The sequence below is a fragment of the Pseudomonas sp. LBUM1664 genome, assembly GCF_059695895.1.
In genome coordinates this window covers 3768582-3786921 of record NZ_CP166791.1, presented here as the reverse complement: position 1 = coordinate 3786921, position 18340 = coordinate 3768582, and the positions used below count along the sequence as shown (strand labels likewise).

The 18340-nt window shown below is 57.3% G+C and carries 18 protein-coding genes and 1 pseudogene; 15 read left to right on the top strand and 4 right to left on the bottom strand.

What is annotated here, in order from left to right; translation table 11 throughout:
• Positions 1-222 precede the first annotated feature (222 nt).
• The 9 genes and pseudogenes from ACA047_RS17555 (at position 223) to ACA047_RS17515 (ending at position 9123) form a co-directional block, all read left to right on the top strand.
• A complete protein-coding gene (locus tag ACA047_RS17555; protein ID WP_497351413.1) occupies positions 223-1575 on the top strand; it encodes a phenylacetate--CoA ligase family protein in 1353 nt (450 codons plus the stop codon).
• 8 nt (positions 1576-1583) lie between these two features.
• The gene (locus tag ACA047_RS17550) at positions 1584-1781 is read left to right on the top strand and encodes a hypothetical protein (protein ID WP_497351411.1); all 198 of its coding nucleotides are present in this window, start codon (positions 1584-1586) and stop codon (positions 1779-1781) included.
• Between the two features lie 10 nt (positions 1782-1791).
• Positions 1792-2346: pseudogene (locus tag ACA047_RS17545) on the top strand (SDR family NAD(P)-dependent oxidoreductase); the annotation flags it as partial.
• A gap of 242 nt (positions 2347-2588) precedes the next feature.
• Positions 2589-3836 (top strand): cytochrome P450, encoded by a 1248-nt coding sequence (locus ACA047_RS17540; protein ID WP_497351409.1) that lies wholly within the window; start codon positions 2589-2591, stop codon positions 3834-3836.
• A 74-nt stretch (positions 3837-3910) separates the two neighbouring features.
• Positions 3911-5512 (top strand): GMC family oxidoreductase, encoded by a 1602-nt coding sequence (locus tag ACA047_RS17535; protein WP_497351407.1) that lies wholly within the window; start codon positions 3911-3913, stop codon positions 5510-5512.
• Positions 5509-6270, top strand: coding sequence for an enoyl-CoA hydratase/isomerase family protein (locus ACA047_RS17530; protein ID WP_497351405.1), 762 nt, complete (start codon positions 5509-5511; stop codon positions 6268-6270). Before ACA047_RS17535 ends, ACA047_RS17530 begins: the two co-directional genes overlap by 4 nt.
• 20 nt (positions 6271-6290) lie before the next feature.
• Positions 6291-7448, top strand: coding sequence for a serine hydrolase domain-containing protein (locus ACA047_RS17525; RefSeq protein ID WP_497351403.1), 1158 nt, complete (start codon positions 6291-6293; stop codon positions 7446-7448).
• Positions 7449-8303 (top strand): HTD2 family dehydratase, encoded by an 855-nt coding sequence (locus ACA047_RS17520; protein WP_497351401.1) that lies wholly within the window; start codon positions 7449-7451, stop codon positions 8301-8303.
• A 28-nt stretch (positions 8304-8331) separates the two neighbouring features.
• Complete coding sequence (locus ACA047_RS17515; RefSeq protein WP_497351399.1) at positions 8332-9123, top strand: HpcH/HpaI aldolase/citrate lyase family protein; 792 nt, start codon at positions 8332-8334, stop codon at positions 9121-9123.
• A 54-nt stretch (positions 9124-9177) separates the two neighbouring features.
• On the opposite strand, the gene ACA047_RS17510 is transcribed toward ACA047_RS17515, so the two are convergent.
• On the bottom strand, positions 9178-9954 hold the full coding sequence (locus ACA047_RS17510) for an IclR family transcriptional regulator (protein WP_497351397.1): 777 nt from the start codon (positions 9952-9954) through the stop codon (positions 9178-9180).
• 347 nt (positions 9955-10301) lie between these two features.
• On the opposite strand from ACA047_RS17510, the gene ACA047_RS17505 reads away from it, so the two are divergent.
• The 6 genes from ACA047_RS17505 to ACA047_RS17480 all read left to right on the top strand — a co-directional run bounded on the left by ACA047_RS17505 (position 10302) and on the right by ACA047_RS17480 (position 15319).
• Positions 10302-11234 (top strand): SDR family NAD(P)-dependent oxidoreductase, encoded by a 933-nt coding sequence (locus ACA047_RS17505; protein WP_497351395.1) that lies wholly within the window; start codon positions 10302-10304, stop codon positions 11232-11234.
• A 110-nt stretch (positions 11235-11344) separates the two neighbouring features.
• Positions 11345-12544 carry a cytochrome P450 gene (locus tag ACA047_RS17500; RefSeq protein WP_497351393.1) on the top strand — a complete coding sequence of 400 codons (1200 nt, stop codon included), beginning with the start codon at positions 11345-11347 and terminating at the stop codon, positions 12542-12544.
• A gap of 9 nt (positions 12545-12553) precedes the next feature.
• Positions 12554-12718: a rubredoxin gene (locus tag ACA047_RS17495; RefSeq protein ID WP_497351391.1), complete on the top strand. Its 165-nt coding sequence runs from the start codon at positions 12554-12556 to the stop codon at positions 12716-12718.
• 61 nt (positions 12719-12779) lie between these two features.
• Positions 12780-13577, top strand: coding sequence for an enoyl-CoA hydratase/isomerase family protein (locus ACA047_RS17490; RefSeq protein ID WP_497351389.1), 798 nt, complete (start codon positions 12780-12782; stop codon positions 13575-13577).
• Between the two features lie 29 nt (positions 13578-13606).
• Positions 13607-14299, top strand: coding sequence for an SDR family NAD(P)-dependent oxidoreductase (locus tag ACA047_RS17485; RefSeq protein ID WP_497351387.1), 693 nt, complete (start codon positions 13607-13609; stop codon positions 14297-14299).
• Between the two features lie 81 nt (positions 14300-14380).
• On the top strand, positions 14381-15319 hold the full coding sequence (locus ACA047_RS17480) for an SDR family NAD(P)-dependent oxidoreductase (RefSeq protein WP_497351385.1): 939 nt from the start codon (positions 14381-14383) through the stop codon (positions 15317-15319).
• A 69-nt stretch (positions 15320-15388) separates the two neighbouring features.
• Here the strand turns inward: ACA047_RS17480 and ACA047_RS17475 are convergent, their stop codons facing one another.
• The 3 genes from ACA047_RS17475 to ACA047_RS17465 all read right to left on the bottom strand — a co-directional run bounded on the left by ACA047_RS17475 (position 15389) and on the right by ACA047_RS17465 (position 18316).
• Positions 15389-16369 carry an NAD(P)H-dependent flavin oxidoreductase gene (locus ACA047_RS17475; RefSeq protein WP_497351383.1) on the bottom strand — a complete coding sequence of 327 codons (981 nt, stop codon included), beginning with the start codon at positions 16367-16369 and terminating at the stop codon, positions 15389-15391.
• A 192-nt stretch (positions 16370-16561) separates the two neighbouring features.
• Positions 16562-17362 carry an enoyl-CoA hydratase/isomerase family protein gene (locus ACA047_RS17470; protein WP_497351381.1) on the bottom strand — a complete coding sequence of 267 codons (801 nt, stop codon included), beginning with the start codon at positions 17360-17362 and terminating at the stop codon, positions 16562-16564.
• A 39-nt stretch (positions 17363-17401) separates the two neighbouring features.
• A complete protein-coding gene (locus tag ACA047_RS17465) occupies positions 17402-18316 on the bottom strand; it encodes an NmrA family NAD(P)-binding protein (RefSeq protein WP_497351379.1) in 915 nt (304 codons plus the stop codon).
• Positions 18317-18340 lie beyond the last annotated feature (24 nt).

The window sequence follows — 18340 nt, the reverse complement described above, 5'->3', positions numbered from 1 at the left end:
AGTGTGCCCCGGGGCTGTCAACTGCTCGGCGGATATTAATCTTTCATTCATTTCTTAGTGTCGACAGGCGCAACAACTATTCCTGCGCATATATCGCGCGTGCTTTTAACAAGAAATTCGTGAGCACACAACTGCGGGATAGCGCAGCTGGGTATTTGTAACTTCTGTCACTAACGTAGCGGCCGTTGAGCTCCAGTAACCCATCAAACCCGAGCGGCTGAAATGAAAGAGCATTTAGACACATTCAAGAAGCGGTACGATCCGATTCATCATGCCTATTGGACCGACGTCCTCAGCGACACCGCGCTGGCGACATGGCATCAGGAACGGTTGCGGGAAGTGATCGGCCACGTGAAGCTTTCTTCGCCGTTCTATGCCAGGCACCTTGCCCAGGTCGACGAACGTTCGCTGACCTTGGATGACCTCGTCACCTTGCCATTCACGACCAAGGATGACTTGCGCGAGGCAGGCTTCGACATTTTGTCCGGCCCGCTGGAAGACAGCATATTCTATTACGAGACTACGGGTACCACCGGGCCTGCTACCCCATGCCCGCGGGACCGCAAGGAAAGCTACGCGAGCAATCGCCAACTGGCCATGGCCTACCAGGCCGTGATCGAAAAGCATTTTCCAGGTGAGAAGACGGTAGTCGGCATCATGGGACCCACCGAGGTCCACTCCTTCGGTGACACCCTGGGTGATGTCTGCACTCAGCTCGACCTGTGCAATGCCAAGATCTGGCCGCACTCACCGGTGATTGGTTGGCCCAAGGCGCTCCAGCTGCTCAAGGACCTGCGCATCGGAGTGCTCGCCTCCGCGCCGGGTCTTTTGCTGGCCATGGCCAAGGAAGCCGAGCGGCAGGGCTTCAACCCACGCGAGGACTTCGTCCTGCGCGCCTTCATGATGAGCGGCGAGCTGTGCACGCCTGCATTGAAAAACAACCTCTACAGCCTGTGGGGCGCGCAAGCCTACAACAGCCTGTATGGCTCCCAGGAAGCGATGATCATCGCGGCCTGTAACGCCAACGACCAACTGGTGCCTCATCGCCTCAACTACCTCATCGAAGTGCTTGATCCCAAGTCCGGGGAAAGCCTGGGCAGCACCGGCGATGGCGAGTTGTGCGTAACCATGCTGATCCCTGGCAGCAAGCCGTTGATCCGCTACCGTACCGGCGACCTGGTCTCTATCCAGTCGCGCCCGGGCTATCCCCAATCGATGCGCCAGACCGTCAAGGTCGTCGGTCGGGTGAGGGATGCCGTGCAACTAAACGGTCGCGCCTTCTCGGCTGCGCAGATCGAGCAGGCGCTGCTTGAAGGCGTCGAACAGTGCCTTGGCTATCAGATCGTCCTCAGCCGCGCCAATGATCGCGATACGGTCATCGCCAAGCTGGAGATGTCGCGCTTCTTCGATGGCGATCGCGGGCGTCTGGTGCTACTGATCAAAGAGCGCCTGCGCGAACGGCTGGGGGTCGAAGCCACGGTCATGGTGGTGGGAGATCTTGCCGAACACGTGAACCTTGGCAGTTGGTTCAGCTGGAAAGAAGCCCGCATCGTTGATCAGCGTCAAGGCCAGTGAGGTCACCGATGAGCCTGTCTGTTCGCGTGATCGACAACGCCAGTGATCTGTTCGGGTCCGTCAGGCAACTGAGGAGTCGCTACCTGGGGACTAACCCTGCAAGGGAGGATGACTTCGAGCGAAGAGAGCAGCTGCGCGACGCCTTGTCCTATCACCTGATCTACCTGGACAAGGACGAAGTGGTCGGGACGTTGCGCGTCACTTGATGAGGCGGATGTTGTCGTGCTGTTTAACAAAGTTGTCGCTGACTTCGGGCGGTTGGACGTTCTAGTCAATAACGCAGCTATTTTTCCGAAGCGACCGTTCCTGGAAGTCGACACCGAATTCTGGGACAAGCTGCAATCGGTCAATCTGAGGGGCACCTTCCTGTGCTTGCGTGAATCAATCAAACACATGAAAACCCTGGGCGGCGGCTCGATTGTGAACATCTCCTCGGTATCATCGATGCAGGCGGTGGTCTACCACAACGCCACCTATAACGCCTCCAAGGCTGGCGTGAACGCCTTGACCCGGACTACGGCGCTCGAGTTTGCCGCCGACGGCATTCGGGTCAATGCCGTACTGCCAGGCGGTGTCATGACGTCCGGCGCCAAGGCCGCATCAGCAGCCATCGAGTTGAAAGGTCCGATCCTGGGTCAAGGCCGGGTTCCGCTGGGTGGCATGGGAGAGCCGCAGGACATCGCCAACGCTGTGCTGTTCTTTGCCAGTCCTGCTTCTCGCTACGTGACCGGGCAATTGCTGGCCGTGGATGGGGGGTTTCTGGTCAGTTAAGGCTGTTATCGCTATCTCGTGAGGGTGTTCCAGCGATGAGATGCTCCACTTTGGCACGGCTAAATTTTCTTCGAGGAGGCGCTTGCCGCCACAGGGCTCTGTGATTATAGTGAACGCAGTTCGCATATATGAATGATGTTCCCGTGTGTTGGCGAGACTCAACCCCTGAAGTGACTTCATCGACTTCGGCGACGTTGTGGCCAGCGAGCACTGATACCTGACGCGATCCGGAGATAATAATAATGGGTGCACAACTGAATATTGAAGACTTCGACGATCCTTCCTTTGACCCATTCCTGGAAGACGCGTTGATGTTTGGTGATCACCTTGATCCTTACGCAAAAATTGCCGAAATGCGTCGTCAAGGTTCGCTGCACAAAGGTGAGTACCGGGTCTTGATGGGCCTGTACGGTGACATTACCAAACCGGCGGATGCGCAGTATTACAGCGTCTTCGGCTACGACGAAGTGGCTCAGGTACTGGGCGACCCGGCTACCTACGGCAATCACGCCTATGACTACAATATCGGCATCAGCTTCGGTCAAAGCATCTCGACCATGGATGCGCCGGAGCATCCACGATTTCGCCGGATTTTCCAGAAAGCCTTCTTGCCGCAGACCGTGGCTGCCTGGGGTGAGACGCTGGTCGACCCCGTTGTAAAGGAATTGATGAGCAAGTTCGAGGGCCGGGGCGAAGCGGACCTGGTGCAGGAGTTCACCCTGCACTATCCCTTCCACATCATCTATCGCCAACTGGCGTTGCCGCCAGAAGACGCCAAGATTTTCCATAAGCTGGCGATTGCCCAGACCCTGGTCTCGGTGGATATCGAACACGGAACAGAAGCCTCACGCAAGCTGGGCGATTACTTCACCAAGCTGGTGGCCGAGCGACGCGCCAATCCAGGGGATGACTTGGTCAGTTCCTTGGCATTGGTTGAAGTCGATGGCGAATACCTGCCGGAAAATGTCCTGATTTCTTTTTTGCGTCAACTGGTCAACGCTGCGGGTGATACCACCTATCGTGGCACCAGTGTTCTGCTGACCGGTCTCTTGAGCAACCCTGATCAGCTTGAAGCGATTCGCAATGATCGTTCGCTGATCCCGCAGGCGATTGAAGAGGCCCTGCGTTGGGACGGCCCGGTGTTGATGCAGAGTCGCTTTGCTCGCAACGACGCCGTGTTGGGGGGAGTCAATATCCCCGCTGGCACCTTTATCGATGTGGTGGCGGGATCGGCCAATCGTGATGAGAGCAAGTTCCCCGACCCGGATGCCTTCAATATCTTTCGCAAGCCACAGCATCGGCATTTTGCGTTTTCCTTTGGCCCGCACGTGTGCATTGGTCAACACCTGGCGCGGGTCGAAATGAGCCGCGCTTTGACGGCGATTCTCGATGGATTACCAAACCTGCGCCTTGATCCGGATAAGCCAGCACCACAAGTGCGTGGAACGATGATGCGGGTGCCGCATTCGATTCATGTGAAGTTTGGCTGATAGCCCTCGCGCAACTGGCTCCAGTCCCGTCATGGTCAATGCGGTCATGACGGGCTTTTGAAGAGTTAAGCCCAATGAAAGATTTCGATTACATCATCGTCGGTGCGGGTTCGGCTGGCTGCGTATTGGCCAACCGTCTCTGCGAAAGTTCACGGAACAACGTCCTGCTCATCGAGGCTGGGCCGGAAGATCGCAATCCGTTGATCCATATGCCCAAAGGGTTCGGTAAATTGCTGTCGGACCCCAAGCACGCCTGGTTTTTGCCGGTAACGACGGACCAAAGTACCGGGCGCAGCACTGAGATGTGGGCGCGCGGCAAGATGCTGGGCGGTTCCAGTGCCATCAACGGCATGGTCTACATGCGTGGCCACCCCCAGGATTACGATGACTGGGAAGCCAATGGCGCGACCGGCTGGGGTTGGCAGACCATGGCCAAGGCATTTCGCAGCATTGAAAACCACGCGCTGGGTGAGAGCGAACTGCGGGGCGGTCAGGGCCCGTTGAAAGTGTCCAACTACAGTGAACGCAATGCCCTGGGCGATGCGGTGGTCAATGCGTGTAAGGGCCTGGGCCTGCAGCTCAAGGACGATATCAACGATCTTGACCATGAAGGTGTGGCGTACCTGACGTACACCATCAGCGGCGGTGTCCGGCAGAGTGCCGCGAAAGCCTTCCTCAGCCCAGTGCGCCATCGCAAGAATCTCACCATCGTCACTGATACCCAAGTGCGACGAGTGCTGTTCGAAGGCACTCGGGCAGTGGGTGTCGAGTGCACTCAGGGCGGGACCCTGGTGTCTTACACCGCACTGCGGGAGGTCATTCTCAGCGCTGGCGCATTGGAAACGCCTCGCCTGTTGCAACTGTCTGGAGTAGGGGACAGTGAACACCTGACCCGCCTGGGTGTTCCTGTGGTTGCGCACAATCCGAACGTCGGTCGCAACATGCGAGAACACCTGCTTTCTTTCTTGCAGGTACGACTGCGCCACTGGCGCGACAGCCAGAACCGCCAGTTTGGCGGTGTACGTCTGATCAAACACGCGCTGCGCTATTTCCTGACCAAGACCGGGCTGATGGCCTTGGGCTCTTATCAGATCGGCGGTTTTTTCAAAAGTCGGCCTGGATTGAACCGGCCCGACGCGCAATTGATGATGGCGCCGTATTCGCTGGACTTTTCGTCGCCCACCTACGGCTTTGAAACCTTCCCTGGTATGCAGTTATTTGCCTACCCATTGCGTCCACGCAGCTTGGGAAGCGTACAAATCACCTCGGCGGATCCTGCTCATCCAGCGCAAATCATCACCAATTACCTGGCAGATCCTTATGATCGCGAGGTTTCGGTGGCCGCGTTCCGTTTCATGCGCAAAGTCGTCAACAGCGCGTCGATGAATCATATGGTCCTGGAAGAGACACACCCGGGTCCGAAGGTGCAGACCGACGAAGAAATTCTCGCTGAGTTCCGGCGTCGCGGACAGTCGGGGTTTCATGCCTGTTCGACCTGCGCCATGGGCTCGGATGAGGATTCGGTTCTGGACCCAAGGCTGCGGGTCAGAGGCGTTCAGGGGTTGCGCGTCATGGACTTGTCGGTGATTCCAACGATGGTTTCAGGCAACACCAACGGACCGGTGATGGCCATGGCCTGGCACGCCGCCGACCTGATTCTGGAGGACGCGCAATGAGTCGATTCGAGGACTACGTACAGCGTTTTAACAATATCCGTCTTGAGCGCAGGGACGGCATCGTCCAGTTGTCGCTACACACCGATGGCAACTCGCTGACCTGGGGTGCGCTAGAGGACAGCGTTCACACTCAGTTGGGTGATTGCTTTCGTGAGATTGCCCGGGACCCCGAGGTTCGTGTACTGATCATTACCGGCACCGGTGATGCGTTTTGCGCAGCGATGAACATGGCCGAGATACCGAGTGAACCGATGTCTTCTGGATGGCACCGCTTGCAACGTGAAGGCAAGGATTTGCTGATGAACTTGCTGGACATCGAAGTTCCGGTCATTGGCGCCATCAATGGCCCGGCTTACATCCACGCCGAGATCCCGGTGCTGTCAGACATCGTACTGGCCAGCGACACCACGGAACTGGCCGATCTGGCGCATTTCGTCCATGGCGTCGTACCCGGCGATGGCGTGCAGGTGGTCTGGCCAATGCTGTTGGGAGCCAATCGAGGACGCTACTTTCTCCTGACCGGCCAGCGCTTGAGTGCGGCTCAAGCCCAAGCGTTGGGCGTTGTGGCTGAAGTCCTGCCCGCAGGTAAACTGCTGGCGCGGGCCTGGGAGTTAGCCGGGCAACTGGCAAGCAAACCCCTGCATACCCTTCGCTACACCCGCGTCGCCTTTACTCAACCGATCAAGCGCCGGCTTCTGGATGAGTTGGGCTATGGCCTGGCAATGGAAGGTCTGGCCACGATCGCCATGGCTCAATGACGACATAAGAGGATTTTTTGATGACTCACGTCTTAGATTCCCAATCACAGGCTATCGTGCAAAAAGCACTGGATTTTGCCACCAGCCAAGGCGGTGAAATCGGTGTCCAGGTGGCTGCTTACCTCAATGGCAAACTGGTGATCGACGCCTGGAGTGGTTTTACAGATGAGACACGAACACAGGCGGTCGATGGCGATACGCTGTTCAACGTCTACTCAGTTACCAAAGCAGTTGCTGCCACCGCCCTGCATATTCTCGCCGACCGCGGGCAAATTGATTACGACGCACTGGTCAGCCATTACTGGCCCGAGTACGCCGCCAATGGTAAGGAACTGACCACCGTTCGCGATGTGCTTACGCATCGTGCCTGTGTGCCGCAAATGCCGGCGGGTGTTACCCCGCAGCGGATGTGTGACTGGGACTGGATGACCCAGGCCATCGCTGAACTGGAGCCATTGGCGACGCCGGGGACGAAGACGTTGTACCTGTCGATGACCTTCGGTTGGATCGTTGGCGAGCTGGTTCGTCGCGCTGATCTCAAACACCGCTCCTTGGGCCGCTTTGTGCGCGAGGAAATCGCTGAGCCGCTGGGTATTGCAGACCTGTGGATCGGTATCACCGATGAGATTGAGCCACGTGTCGCCAAGCAAACCAATGCCATGGTACCGGTACCTGCCGAGTACCTGCCGCCGTTGTTCACCGCCTCCATGCCCGAGCCGGTCGCACTGGTTCCCGAAGTGTTCGAACGGGCCGATGTTCGGCGCGCGGAAGTGGCCGGAGTAGGGGGGATTTTCAGTGCGCGCTCCGAGGCGCGGTTCTGGGCGTTTCTCGCCAATGGCGGCGAGCTCGATGGTGTGCGACTGTTGTCCAAGGAGTTGGTCGACACCTTGAACACGCCACGAGCCAACAGCGAAGAACCTGACCCCGTAATGTTCGGCTTTGCGATTCCAATCACCATCGGTGGCTTCTGGTTTGGTGGCAACTATCCACCTGTGACCTGCGTGCAGAACCCACGTGCGATTTGCCATCCAGGCCAGGGTAACTCGATTGGCTGGGCGGATCCCGACATCAACCTGGCGGTTGCGATTTGTCATAACAAACTGTTCAACCCCACCAGCCCCCAGGAGGACCCTTTGCTACCCATCGCGCAAGCAGTGCGTGAGGCATTGGGGATTTAAATGGCCATTGACATTGAGCATCTGAAAACCTGGATCGGTCGGCGGGAGCACCAGATTGACCAGCTCACCCGGGTGCCCATGACGGCGCTGGCGGCAACCCTGGACCGTGAGCCGGTTTCAGCGGGTCTGGGTGACGCTCTGCCTGAGCTATGGCACTGGTTGTATTTTTTACCGTTGGCGCAACAGTCCGCCATCGCAGATGACGGTCATCCGCGACGGGGTGGATTCCTGCCGCCCATTGAGCTGCCACGTAGAATGTGGGCCGGTGGGCGGCTGGAGTTTCTTCGCAGCCCTTTGGTGGGTAGTTCGGTTGAGCGCACCTCGACCATTCTCGACGTGAGTCACAAGAGTGGTCGTAGCGGTGAACTGATATTCGTCACCGTGGAGCACCAAATCGCAGACTCGAACGGGGTTCTGATCCGGGAAGAGCAAGATCTCGTCTATCGGGATCATCCTCAACCAGGGACGCCATCACCGGCGCCGACACCAGCAGAGCGCCAGCCCTTGTGGATCCGCGAGTTCACGCCGGACCCCGTACTGCTGTTTCGTTACTCGGCACTGACTTTCAACGGACACCGCATTCATTACGATCGGCCTTACGCACAGGCTGCAGAAGGTTATCCGGGGCTGGTGGTGCACGGACCGCTGATCGCCACCTTGCTGCTCGATTTACTCCATCGACAGATGCCGGGCGTCAGGCTTAAACACTTCAGTTTTCGGGCGTTGCGGCCGCTGTTCGATATCGCGTCGTTCACCCTCTGTGGATTGCCCGATGATGATTGTGCAACGGTGCTGCTATGGGCCCAAGGGCCGGACGGCAGTGTTGCCATGCAAGCAACCGCCACCCTGGCTTAAAGCAGTTAGCGGATTTTAAGGAAACCCCATGCGCTCCTATTTGTTCGTTCCGGGAAATCGACCTGAGCGTTTTGCCAAAGCACAGGCATCAGGCGCCGACGTAGTCATCATCGACTTGGAGGATGCGGTTGCCGATGCAGACAAAGCTGAGGCCCGAGAGCACGTGCGGGCTGTGCTGGAGGCTGGCACCCGGGTATGCATACGTATCAATGCCTATGGGACACCTTGGTTCAACGACGATCTGGCATTGTTGGCATCGATCACTGTCGATAGCGTGATGGTGCCCAAGGCCGAGACTCTGGAGCCATTTCTGGCCCTGCGGGGCGTGACTCAGGCGCCGATTATTGCGTTGGTGGAAACCGCCCTGGGTATCCACCACGTCATGGTTGTGGCCCAGGCTCCCGGTGTGCAGCGCATCGCGTTCGGTTCAGTGGACTATCAGCTGGACGTCGGTTGCAACGGCAGTGATGAGGCCTTGCTTTACGCGCGCTCCCAGATTGTCGTTGCGTCACGGGTAGCACGTATTGAAGGGCCGATTGATGGGGTCAGCGTGGTGATTGATGACCAGGACGTGATCAACCGCGAGGCTGCCCACGGCAAAGCACTCGGCTTTGCCGGGAAAATGTGTATCCATCCGCGCCAGGTGCCTGTCGTTAATCAAGTGTTCAGCCCGTCTGAGCGTGAGATCGCTTGGGCCAATGAAGTCATTCAGGCCTTTGAATGCTCGAATGAGGGGGCTGTACAGCTGCGGGGGGAGATGATCGATTTGCCGGTGTTGCTCAAGGCGCGAAAAATTATCGCTCGGCGTGAGCCCGTCTAGGGAGCAGTGCACCCCCCGATTCGCCATGATCGAATCGGAGGGGGCTGTCGTTGGTCATGCGTTACCGAGTAGCCCGGACGCAGCGGTCCCAACGGAGATCAACAGCTCACGCAGCTCATTGAGTTTGTGCTGCATGCGTTCAGCAGGTGCCGCGATTACCAACGCTGCCGCTACGGTACCGTCCGTGTTATGCACCGGTACTGCAATGCCGGCTGCTCCTTCGCTGAGCTCGCTGATGCTTATGGCGACGCCGTTTTCACGAATCTCTTTCAATTGCTTTTTCAACGCGCTGCGATCAGTGATTGTGCGCCAGGTCATGGCCTTGAGCTTGGCCGACTTGAGATAGGCATCCTGGGTACGCTCATCCTGATAGGCAAGTAGCAAGCGGCCAGGCGCTGTGCAGTGCAGGGGACGGGGAGCGCCTAATGGCGATACGTAACGCACCGGGTTCTGCGAGTCGATACCGTCAATATGGGTCACCATCTGTGACTCCATGTCGATCACAGACAGATACACGCTTTCACCGGACTTGATGGCCAGCTCTTCAAGATACGGACGCATCAGCTTGGGGAAGTTGCGGGTGGCCAGAATGTCCCCGGCCAGCCGGTAGATGAATGGGCCCAGGCGATAACGATTGCTACCGTGACTGAGATAACCTTCAGCCACCAGCGGACGCAGTAAGGTCAATAAACTGCTTTTTGGGGAATCCAGAGTAACGCTCAGTTCGGCAAGAGAAAGCCCGTCAACGGCTTTAGCCAGGGTTTCGAACAGGCCCAGGATTCGCGTTACAGAGCGTGGGCCCATGGATACTTGAGATTCAGCACTATCCACGTGTAATACCTTTTTCATGATTAATCAAAACCGTCCAGATGATGTCAACGCTATCGCATAAAACGGTACTGTTTGACGTTGGCGTGCATCATATCAAATACCGTTTAACAATTCCTTTTGATCTTGAATTCCCCGCAAACGTCGAGCCATTGCTAATGGCTAGACGAAGACATGGCTTATTTATAGAAAGCATTTGCTCTGGGTGCAGCTTTTTTTGAGTTTTCTGAACGATTGATTTGTTTGCATATGTGAACGTCGTTCAGTATTATATGAAAAATGATCACTGCGAATGGATCGTTAGCGGCTCGTGGTAACCGAGCTAGCCAGGTTTTTGGTGATGAGCATTCATGATCGAGGAATCAGGTATGACGGATATGGTTAAGGCCAAGGTGGTCGTAGTCACAGGTTCCGGTGGCGGCATCGGGCGAGACATTGCACTGCTCATGGCGAAGTACGGCGCCAAAGTGGTGGTCAACGATGTGGGGGCGTCTGTCAGCGGTGAGGGCCAGGACGTTGGGCCCGCGCAGAAAGTTGTGGACGAGATCAGGGCGGCCGGCGGTGACGCGGTAGCCAATACCGATAGCGTTTGCGACCCGGCGGCAGCCACCAGGTTGATCGAGCAAGCGGTGCAGACCTATGGACGCGTTGACGTCGTGGTCAACAACGCCGGCATCCTGCGCGACCGTTTTTTCCACAAAATGACGGCCGAAGAATTTGACGCGGTGCTCAAGGTCCATCTCTACGGGACCTTCTATGTCAGCCGTGCCGCGGCCAACTATTTCAAGGAACAGGAGTCGGGCTGCTTCGTGCACATGACTTCGACCTCCGGTCTGATCGGTAACCTTGGCCAAGCCAACTACAACGCCGCGAAGCTGGGCATCATGGCACTGTCCAAGTCCATCGCCCTGGACATGCAGAAATTCAATGTTCGGTCGAACTGTGTCGCGCCTTTCGCGTTCAGTCGAATGATTGGCGCCATACCTACCGATACGCCTGAGCAGCAGGCCCGTGTCGAAAAAATCAAACAAATGACGCCGGCAAAAATTGCGCCTATCTGCGTTTATCTGGCCAGCGATCTGGCGGCCGAGGTCAATGCGCAGGTCTTTGCCGTGCGCAATAACGAGATTTTCTTGATGAGCCAGCCACGCCCCATTCGTTCTGTACAGCGTACGGAAGGCTGGACCCCGGAAACGCTGGCTGAGCATGGTATGCCTGCGCTAAAGGGCTCATTCGTACCGATGGACCGCTCGGGTGATGTCTTCACCTGGGATCCTGTTTAAGTCTGGCAGACGCAGTGCTGTAACTGAAACAGGCCGCCTCAATAAACGATGCTAATAAAACAACAATAACAGCCGCTGTTCCGACTCAAGGCGGCAGAGGAGGGAGTAACGTGACTTACCCTGATCACTGGACAGTGCCTGCACATGTCCCACCCCATCTGGTCATTGATTTCGACTACCTTCACCCTGTAGGGGCCGAGACCGATGTGCATCTTGCCTGGAAGGTTTTGCATGACGGTCCAGACATCGTCTGGTCGCCTTATAACGGCGGACACTGGATCGCTACCCGTGCGGAGGATATCGAAGTCATCCAGAAGGATGGCGCCCGTTTCTCACATCGTATAGTCAATATTCCGCCCTCCCCGCAAATAACGCTGGTTCCGTTGGAGCTGGACGCTCCGGAACACACCGATTACCGCGCGTTGATCACGCCGTCTTTCCTGCCGCAGGCCATTGCCTCGATGGAAGACGATGTCAGAGCGCTGACGATCGAGTTGATCGAGGGGTTTGAGGCTAACGGCGAGTGTGAGTTCGTCAACGACTTCGCCAAGATGCTACCGATCCTGATCTTTCTACGCTTGGTGGACCTGCCCAGCAGCGATCGTCTTGAGTTACTGGAGATGGCCGAGATGGCCGTGCGCGGCACGCTGGAAGATCGTACCGAGTCACAGGTTTTGCTGCAGCGTTACCTTGGGAAGTGGATTCAGGAACGTACGCTGAACCCCGGCAAAGACTTGATCAGCCTGATCGTCAATGCGCAGATCGATGGCGCGCCGATTCGACCCGAGCGCATGTTTGGCATGCTCATTGTGGTGCTCTTTGGTGGGTTGGATACCGTCGCTTCGATGATGAGTTTCATCTGTCGCTTCCTGGCTGAACATCCGACAAAACGCCAACAACTGGTGGATGATCCACAATTGATTAATACCGCGGTCGACGAATTGATTCGTCGCCACGGCGTGACCAACACCGCGCGGGTAGTGACCGGAGATTTCGAGTTCAAGGGCGTGCCACTCAAGGACGGAGATCAGATTCAGGTGCCTAACGCACTTTTTGGGATGGACGAGCGCCGTTTCAGCGATCCGATGGATGTCGACCTGACTCGCAAACCGGTGATCCACGCGGCCTTCGGCAATGGTCCGCACCGTTGCCCTGGCTCGTTTCTGGCCCGGACCGAGATCAAGGTGTTCTTGCAGGAGTGGCTAAAGCGCATCCCAGACTTTCGCATCAAACCAGGTGATCAGCCACGTACCGCTTCAGGGTCGGTGAATGGCGTGCTCCATCTGCCGCTGGTCTGGGACGTCAACTAAGGAGTCGACATGAAACAGTGGCAATGCATTTTCTGTGGTTTTTTTTATGACGAAGCATTGGGCCTGCCAGAAGAAGGTATTGCACCAGGGACGCGCTGGGAAGATATTCCGCAAGACTGGATCTGCCCTGAGTGTGGTGCCGCCAAAGTCGATTTCACCATGGTTGAAGTCTGATTGTCCTGCACCTTAAAGCGATAGGCCTCCGGGACATAACCCCCGGCCAAAGGGTACCTGAATGAATTTTTCGAGCTATAAAGCGCTCAAGCTGGAGCGCGATGAAAACGGCATTTTGACCGTTACCTTCAACCGTCCCGATTCACTCAATGCAGTCGATGAGGTCATGGATGAGGAGCTGGGCAGAGTGTTCACCGAAGCCGGCTACGATGACGAGACCCGTGTCGTGATCCTGACCGGTGCGGGTCGCGCGTTCAGTGCGGGTGGAGACCTCGAAGAAATGCAGCGGGTTATTGACGAACCCCAGCGCTTTATCGAAGGCATGCGCCGCGGTAAACAACTGCTTTTTTCGATGCTTGATTGCCCCAAGCCGATCATTGCCAAGATCAACGGTCACGCCATTGGCCTGGGCGCCACCCTGGCGCTGTTTTGTGACCTGACCTACGCCACGTTAACGGCCAAGATCGGTGATCCTCATGTCAGCGTCGGATTTGTCGCGGGCGATGGCGGCGCCGCGATCTGGCCGCAGTTGATCGGTTATGCGAAGGCCAAGGAGTATTTGCTGACCGGCGAGCCTTTGACGGGCGAACAGGCTGCACGTATAGGCCTGATCAACCATGCTGTCCAAGCCCAAGAGCTTGATGCAACGGTCCAGGCCATGGCGCTCAAGCTCGCCCAAGGCGCATCGAAAGCCATCCAGTGGACCAAGCTCGCGGTCAATATCAGTCTCAAGCAGATTGTCAGCTCGGTGATCGATGCTTCGTTCGCTTATGAGGCCTTGTCCAACCAGACCGAAGACCACCAGGAAGCGGTCAATGCCTTCCGGGAAAAACGTAAACCGGTGTTCAAGGGCCGCTGACATTCACTGTATTTGCAAGGGCATCTGACATGAGCAAGACCGTAGTGATTACCGGCGGCTTTGGCAGCCTGGGTGTTGCCGTAGGCCGATCATTTGCGCAGGCTGGCTGGCAGGTGGCACTGGTAGACCGCGCGGTGCAGGCCCAGCCTGCTATCAACGCCGAATTCGGCGGGCAGTTGTTACTGGGCGACGTCGACCTGACTGACCTGGAAGCCGCACAAAGTGCCCTGGCCAAGGTCAAGGGACGCTTTGGCAGCGTGGATGCGCTGATCAACGTTGCCGGTGGGTTTCGCTGGGAAACCCTGGAGGACGGCGACCTGGCGACCTGGGATCTGCTGTACCAGATGAATCTGCGTACAGCTGCGACGGCCTGCAAAGCCTCGCTCGCACATCTGAAAGCCAGTGGCGCAGGACGCATCATCAACATCGCCGCCGGCGCTGCCAGCAAGGCAGCATTGGGTATGGGGGCCTATGCAGCTTCCAAGGCCGGTGTGATGCGCTTGACCGAAGCGGTGGCTGAAGAACTCAAGGATCACGGGGTCACAGTGAACGCGATTTTGCCCTCGATCATCGATACGCCGCAGAACAGAGCGGATATGGTCGATGCCGACTTCACGCGCTGGGTGCAGCCGGTGCAGATTGCCGAGGTCATTCTGTTTCTGTCCTCTGACGCGGCGGCGGCGATCACCGGGGCGTCGATTGCGGTCAACGGCAGAGTTTGATTTCCCGAGGCTGCATGAACTGAACGCGACCAATTCCAACAATAAGAATGCCGCGCACGTTCGCGGTCGGAGTCTCTGGGCATGAACCTCAAAAGCCTGCACTTTGATCATCAGGTCGCTGTCGTCACGGGCGCTGGACGGGGCCTGGGCCGTGCTATTGCGTTGTGCCTGGCCGCTCGCGGCGCCAGCGTTGTTGTCAACGACTTCGGTTGTGACTTGAGTGGTAATGCTGGCGGTGATGCGGCTCCCGCACAGTCAGTGGTCAACGAGATAATCGCCAACGGCGGCAAGGCTGTCGCTGTCATGGCCGACATTGGCAGTACCGAAGGCGTAGCCGTGACACTCAAGGCGGCTTTCGAGCATTTCGGTGGGTTGCATATCATCGTTCATAACGCCAGTCCGGTGATGCCGATGACCTCATTCGAGGACGCCACACGCGAAGGCTTCGACGTCTCGTTGCGGGTCAATACCGTCGCTGCCTGGGAGCTTGCAAAGCAGAGCTGGATGCACTTCAAGGACCAGGGATTTGGCCGCATCGTCCTGATCAACTCGGCCGCAGGGCTGTTCGGGCGTTCCGGGATGCCGGCGTATTCGCTGGTGAAATCGTCGATGTCGGGGTTCGCCAAATACCTTGCTCACGAAGGGCAGGCGTTCGGTATCCGCGTCAACTGCGTCGCTCCTGTTGCCCATACGCGAGCTTGGGAAGGGCAGAACGTGCCGGCTGGGTTGGAGGCACTCATGCCACCGAGTCACGTCGCCGAAGTCGTGGCCCTGTTATCCCATGCTTGCTGCCCCACCAACGGCGAGTTGTTCCACAGTGCAGGAGTACATTTGTCGCGGGTCTTTGTGGGACAGACCGAGGGCGCTTGCTTCGCGTCGGCGGATTTCTGCGCCGAGCAGATTCTGGATGAACTGGACGCCGTTCTGTCTACTCAGTCTTTTGACATACCCGCCCATGCCGACGAATCTGGCGCGGTTATGGTCGGTCGGTTGATGGCCCGGGCAGGGGCTTCTTCCTGACGGCGCATACTCGCTCTTTGACTGCTCCCACCGCACAGGGAATTGCCATGTTTGCCCACGCCGGGGGCTTCAACCCATAGCCAGCAACGACGGTAATCGGTGGCTGATGATCTCGCGAGCCTGCTGGACGATACGTTCTATCAGCTGCGTGCAAGTGGGCAGGTCATCAATCAATCCGATGACCATGCCGATTGGCAGCGCTCCACCATTGATGTCGTCGTTTTCCATGGCTGTCATCCAGCGCTTGGCGCCGATCAGCAGTTGCAGTTCAGCGAAAGTAGGGGAGCCGTGCTTTTCCAGTGCGACGGCTTGCTCACTGATGCTGTTACGCCAGACACGAATGCTGTCGCCCTGGCTGCGACCGACCAGCAGGGTGTCGCGCTCGCTGGCCTTTAGAAAACCCTGTTTGATGGCCGCTGGCACGGGGGACTCCTGGGTCATCAAAAAACGGGTACCCATTTTGATCCCTTCGGCACCCAATGCCAGCGCGGTGACCAGCCCCTGCCCGTCGTGGAAGCCACCTGCGGCCAACACCGGAATCTTTAACTGACCCACTGCAGCCGGTATCAGCACCAGTCCCGGTACATCTTCTTCGCCAGGGTGGCCGGCGCACTCGAAGCCGTCGATGCAGACCGCGTCCGCCCCAAGGCTTTGAGCCTTGAGTGCATGCCGAACGGTGACGCATTTATGGATGACGGTTATGCTGGCTGACTTCAACTGATCGATATAGCGGGCGGGATTACTGCCAGAGGTCTCGACGAACCTTACCTGGCTGCCGACGATTGCGCGCACGTAACCGTCGTAGTCCAAGTCATGAGCATGGGGTAAAAGCGTGAGGTTTATGCCAAATGGCTTGTCGGTAAGGGTACGGACCTTGTCGATCTGCTGGCGCAGGGCGTCGCCTGTCGGGGAGCTGTGTGCGGACAGAAAACCAATACCACCTGCATTGCCCACAGCGGCCACCAATTCAGGCCGTGCGACCCAGCGCATGCCACCTTGAACGATGGGGTACCTGATGCCGAACAGTTGGGTAATCCGATTTTTCAACATGGGGCGATCCTTGAACAATTGATGGTCATTTTCAGGACATGGGCGAATACCAGGATAAGCCGCCTCTGTAGTTCGAGGTCACCGAAGTGTATATGTGAACATCGTTCATGAATAGTCGATATCGTGGGAGGGCAATCGATAAAAGCGTATAAGGTCAGCCGCGCAGTATTGCGCCTGCCGGTCTGGATGTGATCAAGGTTTCTTCTGCTTCCGTTTTTGCTGGGCAATAAACTCAGTCGCAATGCTGTGATGCTCTTCACTCAAGGTGGCCGCGAGCTGCCGCCCTAAGGTAGTGTCGAGCACCTGTGCAGCGCTGCGGTGCAGGTAGCTGTTCATGATTTTTTTGGTTTCACGCAGCGCCTGGCTCGGTTGCTTGAGCAGTTTTTCAGCCAGCGCGCGAGCTTCTTCCATCAACTTGTCCGGCGCTACCACTCGATTGGCCAAACCGTATTCCACGGCTTGCTGTGGTGTGATGCGATCGCCGGTAAAGATCAATTCCTTGGCTCTTAACAGACTGGTGTACAACGGCCAGGCTACCGAAATTCCATCGCCAACTACCAGACCGATATTGATGTGCGGTTCGGCCATGAATGACTTCTCCGACATCAACACGATGTCGCACAGGGTGGCCATGGTTGCACCCCAACCCACCGCCGGGCCGTTCACCGCAGCGATAATGGGAATGGGCAGATCAATGAAGCTGAGGATGGTGCGACGGGCATTCTCCTGCACCAACCGAGCAAAGTCCGAGTCGTCCAGCGTTTTGACGAAGTGCTGGAAATCGCCGCCAGCACTGAAGGCGCGACCGGCGCCCGTCAGGATGGCAACACGGGCTTCATTGTCTTCGGCCAAGGCGCGAAAAAGTTTCGGATAGGCGAATAACATTTCGGTTGAAGACGCGTTGAGATCGTCGGGGCGATTGAGGGTGATCAAGCGTAGGCCGCCTTCAGCGGTCACCTGAATTTGCGAAGGTAAATCATACAGATTGGACATGGCATGGCTCCTTGGAGTCGTGACGCGCACTGGCAGGTATCAGCCTGGAAACTCACCTGCGTGGGTTTTTACCCATTGCTCCAGTGGTGTAAGTGGCACGTTGTAGGCAGTCAACGCCTTGATGTCGGCGCGATAACCAACTTCGTTGGTCCACTCCTGCGAACGCACCCAGCCTGGGAAGAGCCCTGCCGCGACAGCTTGGTCAGGAGAGACCGATTCACTGATGATGTTCCTGTGCAGCACACCGCTCAGCAGTGCGGCAACCTCATCCATCGTCAGCGCCTCATTGGCCAGATCAATGTTTTTGCCGTTGTACAGGTCAGGGTGTTCAAACGCTGCACGTGCAAAGGCACCGACGTCATCAGCCGTGGTCATTTGCATGCGGGTCTGAGGATGAAAAGCTGTAATGATTTTGCCGTCGCCCAGGTGTGGGAACATGAATTGGGCTTTGGGCAGGATGAAGTTGTCCAGCATGAAAGCGGGTTTTAGCACGGTCCAGACCGCAAAGCCGGCGTGACGCACGCGCTCTTCGATGTCCCATTTATCCGTCCAGTACTTCTGCCACCAATAGCCGCTGTCCCAGCGTGAGAAGCTCGTGTGCCTACCTGCCTCGCACACGGAGGTGTGCACGAAGTGCTGCACACCGGCATCGTGGGCAGCATCCACCAGCGCGAATCCCTGTTTGCGTTCGCTGTCCGTCCCCGAGCTGTCTGGAACCTGTATCGAAAACACGCCGTAAACACCGTGCAGTGCACCGACCAGAGAAGCGGGTTCATCCATGTCACCCGCAACCACACTTGCCCCCAGCTTGAGCAGCGCCTGCGCAGCAGCAGAGGCAGGCGAGCGAGTCAGAATCTGCACGGGGTGTCCGGCCGCCAACAGCGCCCGGGCCGTTGCACCGCCTTGGGCGCCCGTACCGCCAGTGACGAGGATCGGTAAATTATTGTTGTTCATTCTTTACTCCTGGGTTGATGTTTA

What these genes read in the sequence shown, in the direction of transcription:
- ACA047_RS17555 (WP_497351413.1), top strand. Translation starts at nt 223, where the DNA reads ATGAAAGAGCATTTAGACACATTCAAGAAGCGGTACGATCCGATTCAT.
- ACA047_RS17550 (WP_497351411.1), top strand. Translation starts at nt 1,584, where the DNA reads ATGAGCCTGTCTGTTCGCGTGATCGACAACGCCAGTGATCTGTTCGGG.
- ACA047_RS17540 (WP_497351409.1), top strand. Translation starts at nt 2,589, where the DNA reads ATGGGTGCACAACTGAATATTGAAGACTTCGACGATCCTTCCTTTGAC.
- ACA047_RS17535 (WP_497351407.1), top strand. Translation starts at nt 3,911, where the DNA reads ATGAAAGATTTCGATTACATCATCGTCGGTGCGGGTTCGGCTGGCTGC.
- ACA047_RS17530 (WP_497351405.1), top strand. Translation starts at nt 5,509, where the DNA reads ATGAGTCGATTCGAGGACTACGTACAGCGTTTTAACAATATCCGTCTT.
- ACA047_RS17525 (WP_497351403.1), top strand. Translation starts at nt 6,291, where the DNA reads ATGACTCACGTCTTAGATTCCCAATCACAGGCTATCGTGCAAAAAGCA.
- ACA047_RS17520 (WP_497351401.1), top strand. Translation starts at nt 7,449, where the DNA reads ATGGCCATTGACATTGAGCATCTGAAAACCTGGATCGGTCGGCGGGAG.
- ACA047_RS17515 (WP_497351399.1), top strand. Translation starts at nt 8,332, where the DNA reads ATGCGCTCCTATTTGTTCGTTCCGGGAAATCGACCTGAGCGTTTTGCC.
- ACA047_RS17505 (WP_497351395.1), top strand. Translation starts at nt 10,302, where the DNA reads ATGATCGAGGAATCAGGTATGACGGATATGGTTAAGGCCAAGGTGGTC.
- ACA047_RS17495 (WP_497351391.1), top strand. Translation starts at nt 12,554, where the DNA reads ATGAAACAGTGGCAATGCATTTTCTGTGGTTTTTTTTATGACGAAGCA.
- ACA047_RS17490 (WP_497351389.1), top strand. Translation starts at nt 12,780, where the DNA reads ATGAATTTTTCGAGCTATAAAGCGCTCAAGCTGGAGCGCGATGAAAAC.
- ACA047_RS17485 (WP_497351387.1), top strand. Translation starts at nt 13,607, where the DNA reads ATGAGCAAGACCGTAGTGATTACCGGCGGCTTTGGCAGCCTGGGTGTT.
- ACA047_RS17480 (WP_497351385.1), top strand. Translation starts at nt 14,381, where the DNA reads ATGAACCTCAAAAGCCTGCACTTTGATCATCAGGTCGCTGTCGTCACG.
- ACA047_RS17475 (WP_497351383.1), bottom strand. Translation starts at nt 16,369, where the DNA reads ATGTTGAAAAATCGGATTACCCAACTGTTCGGCATCAGGTACCCCATC.
- ACA047_RS17470 (WP_497351381.1), bottom strand. Translation starts at nt 17,362, where the DNA reads ATGTCCAATCTGTATGATTTACCTTCGCAAATTCAGGTGACCGCTGAA.
- ACA047_RS17465 (WP_497351379.1), bottom strand. Translation starts at nt 18,316, where the DNA reads ATGAACAACAATAATTTACCGATCCTCGTCACTGGCGGTACGGGCGCC.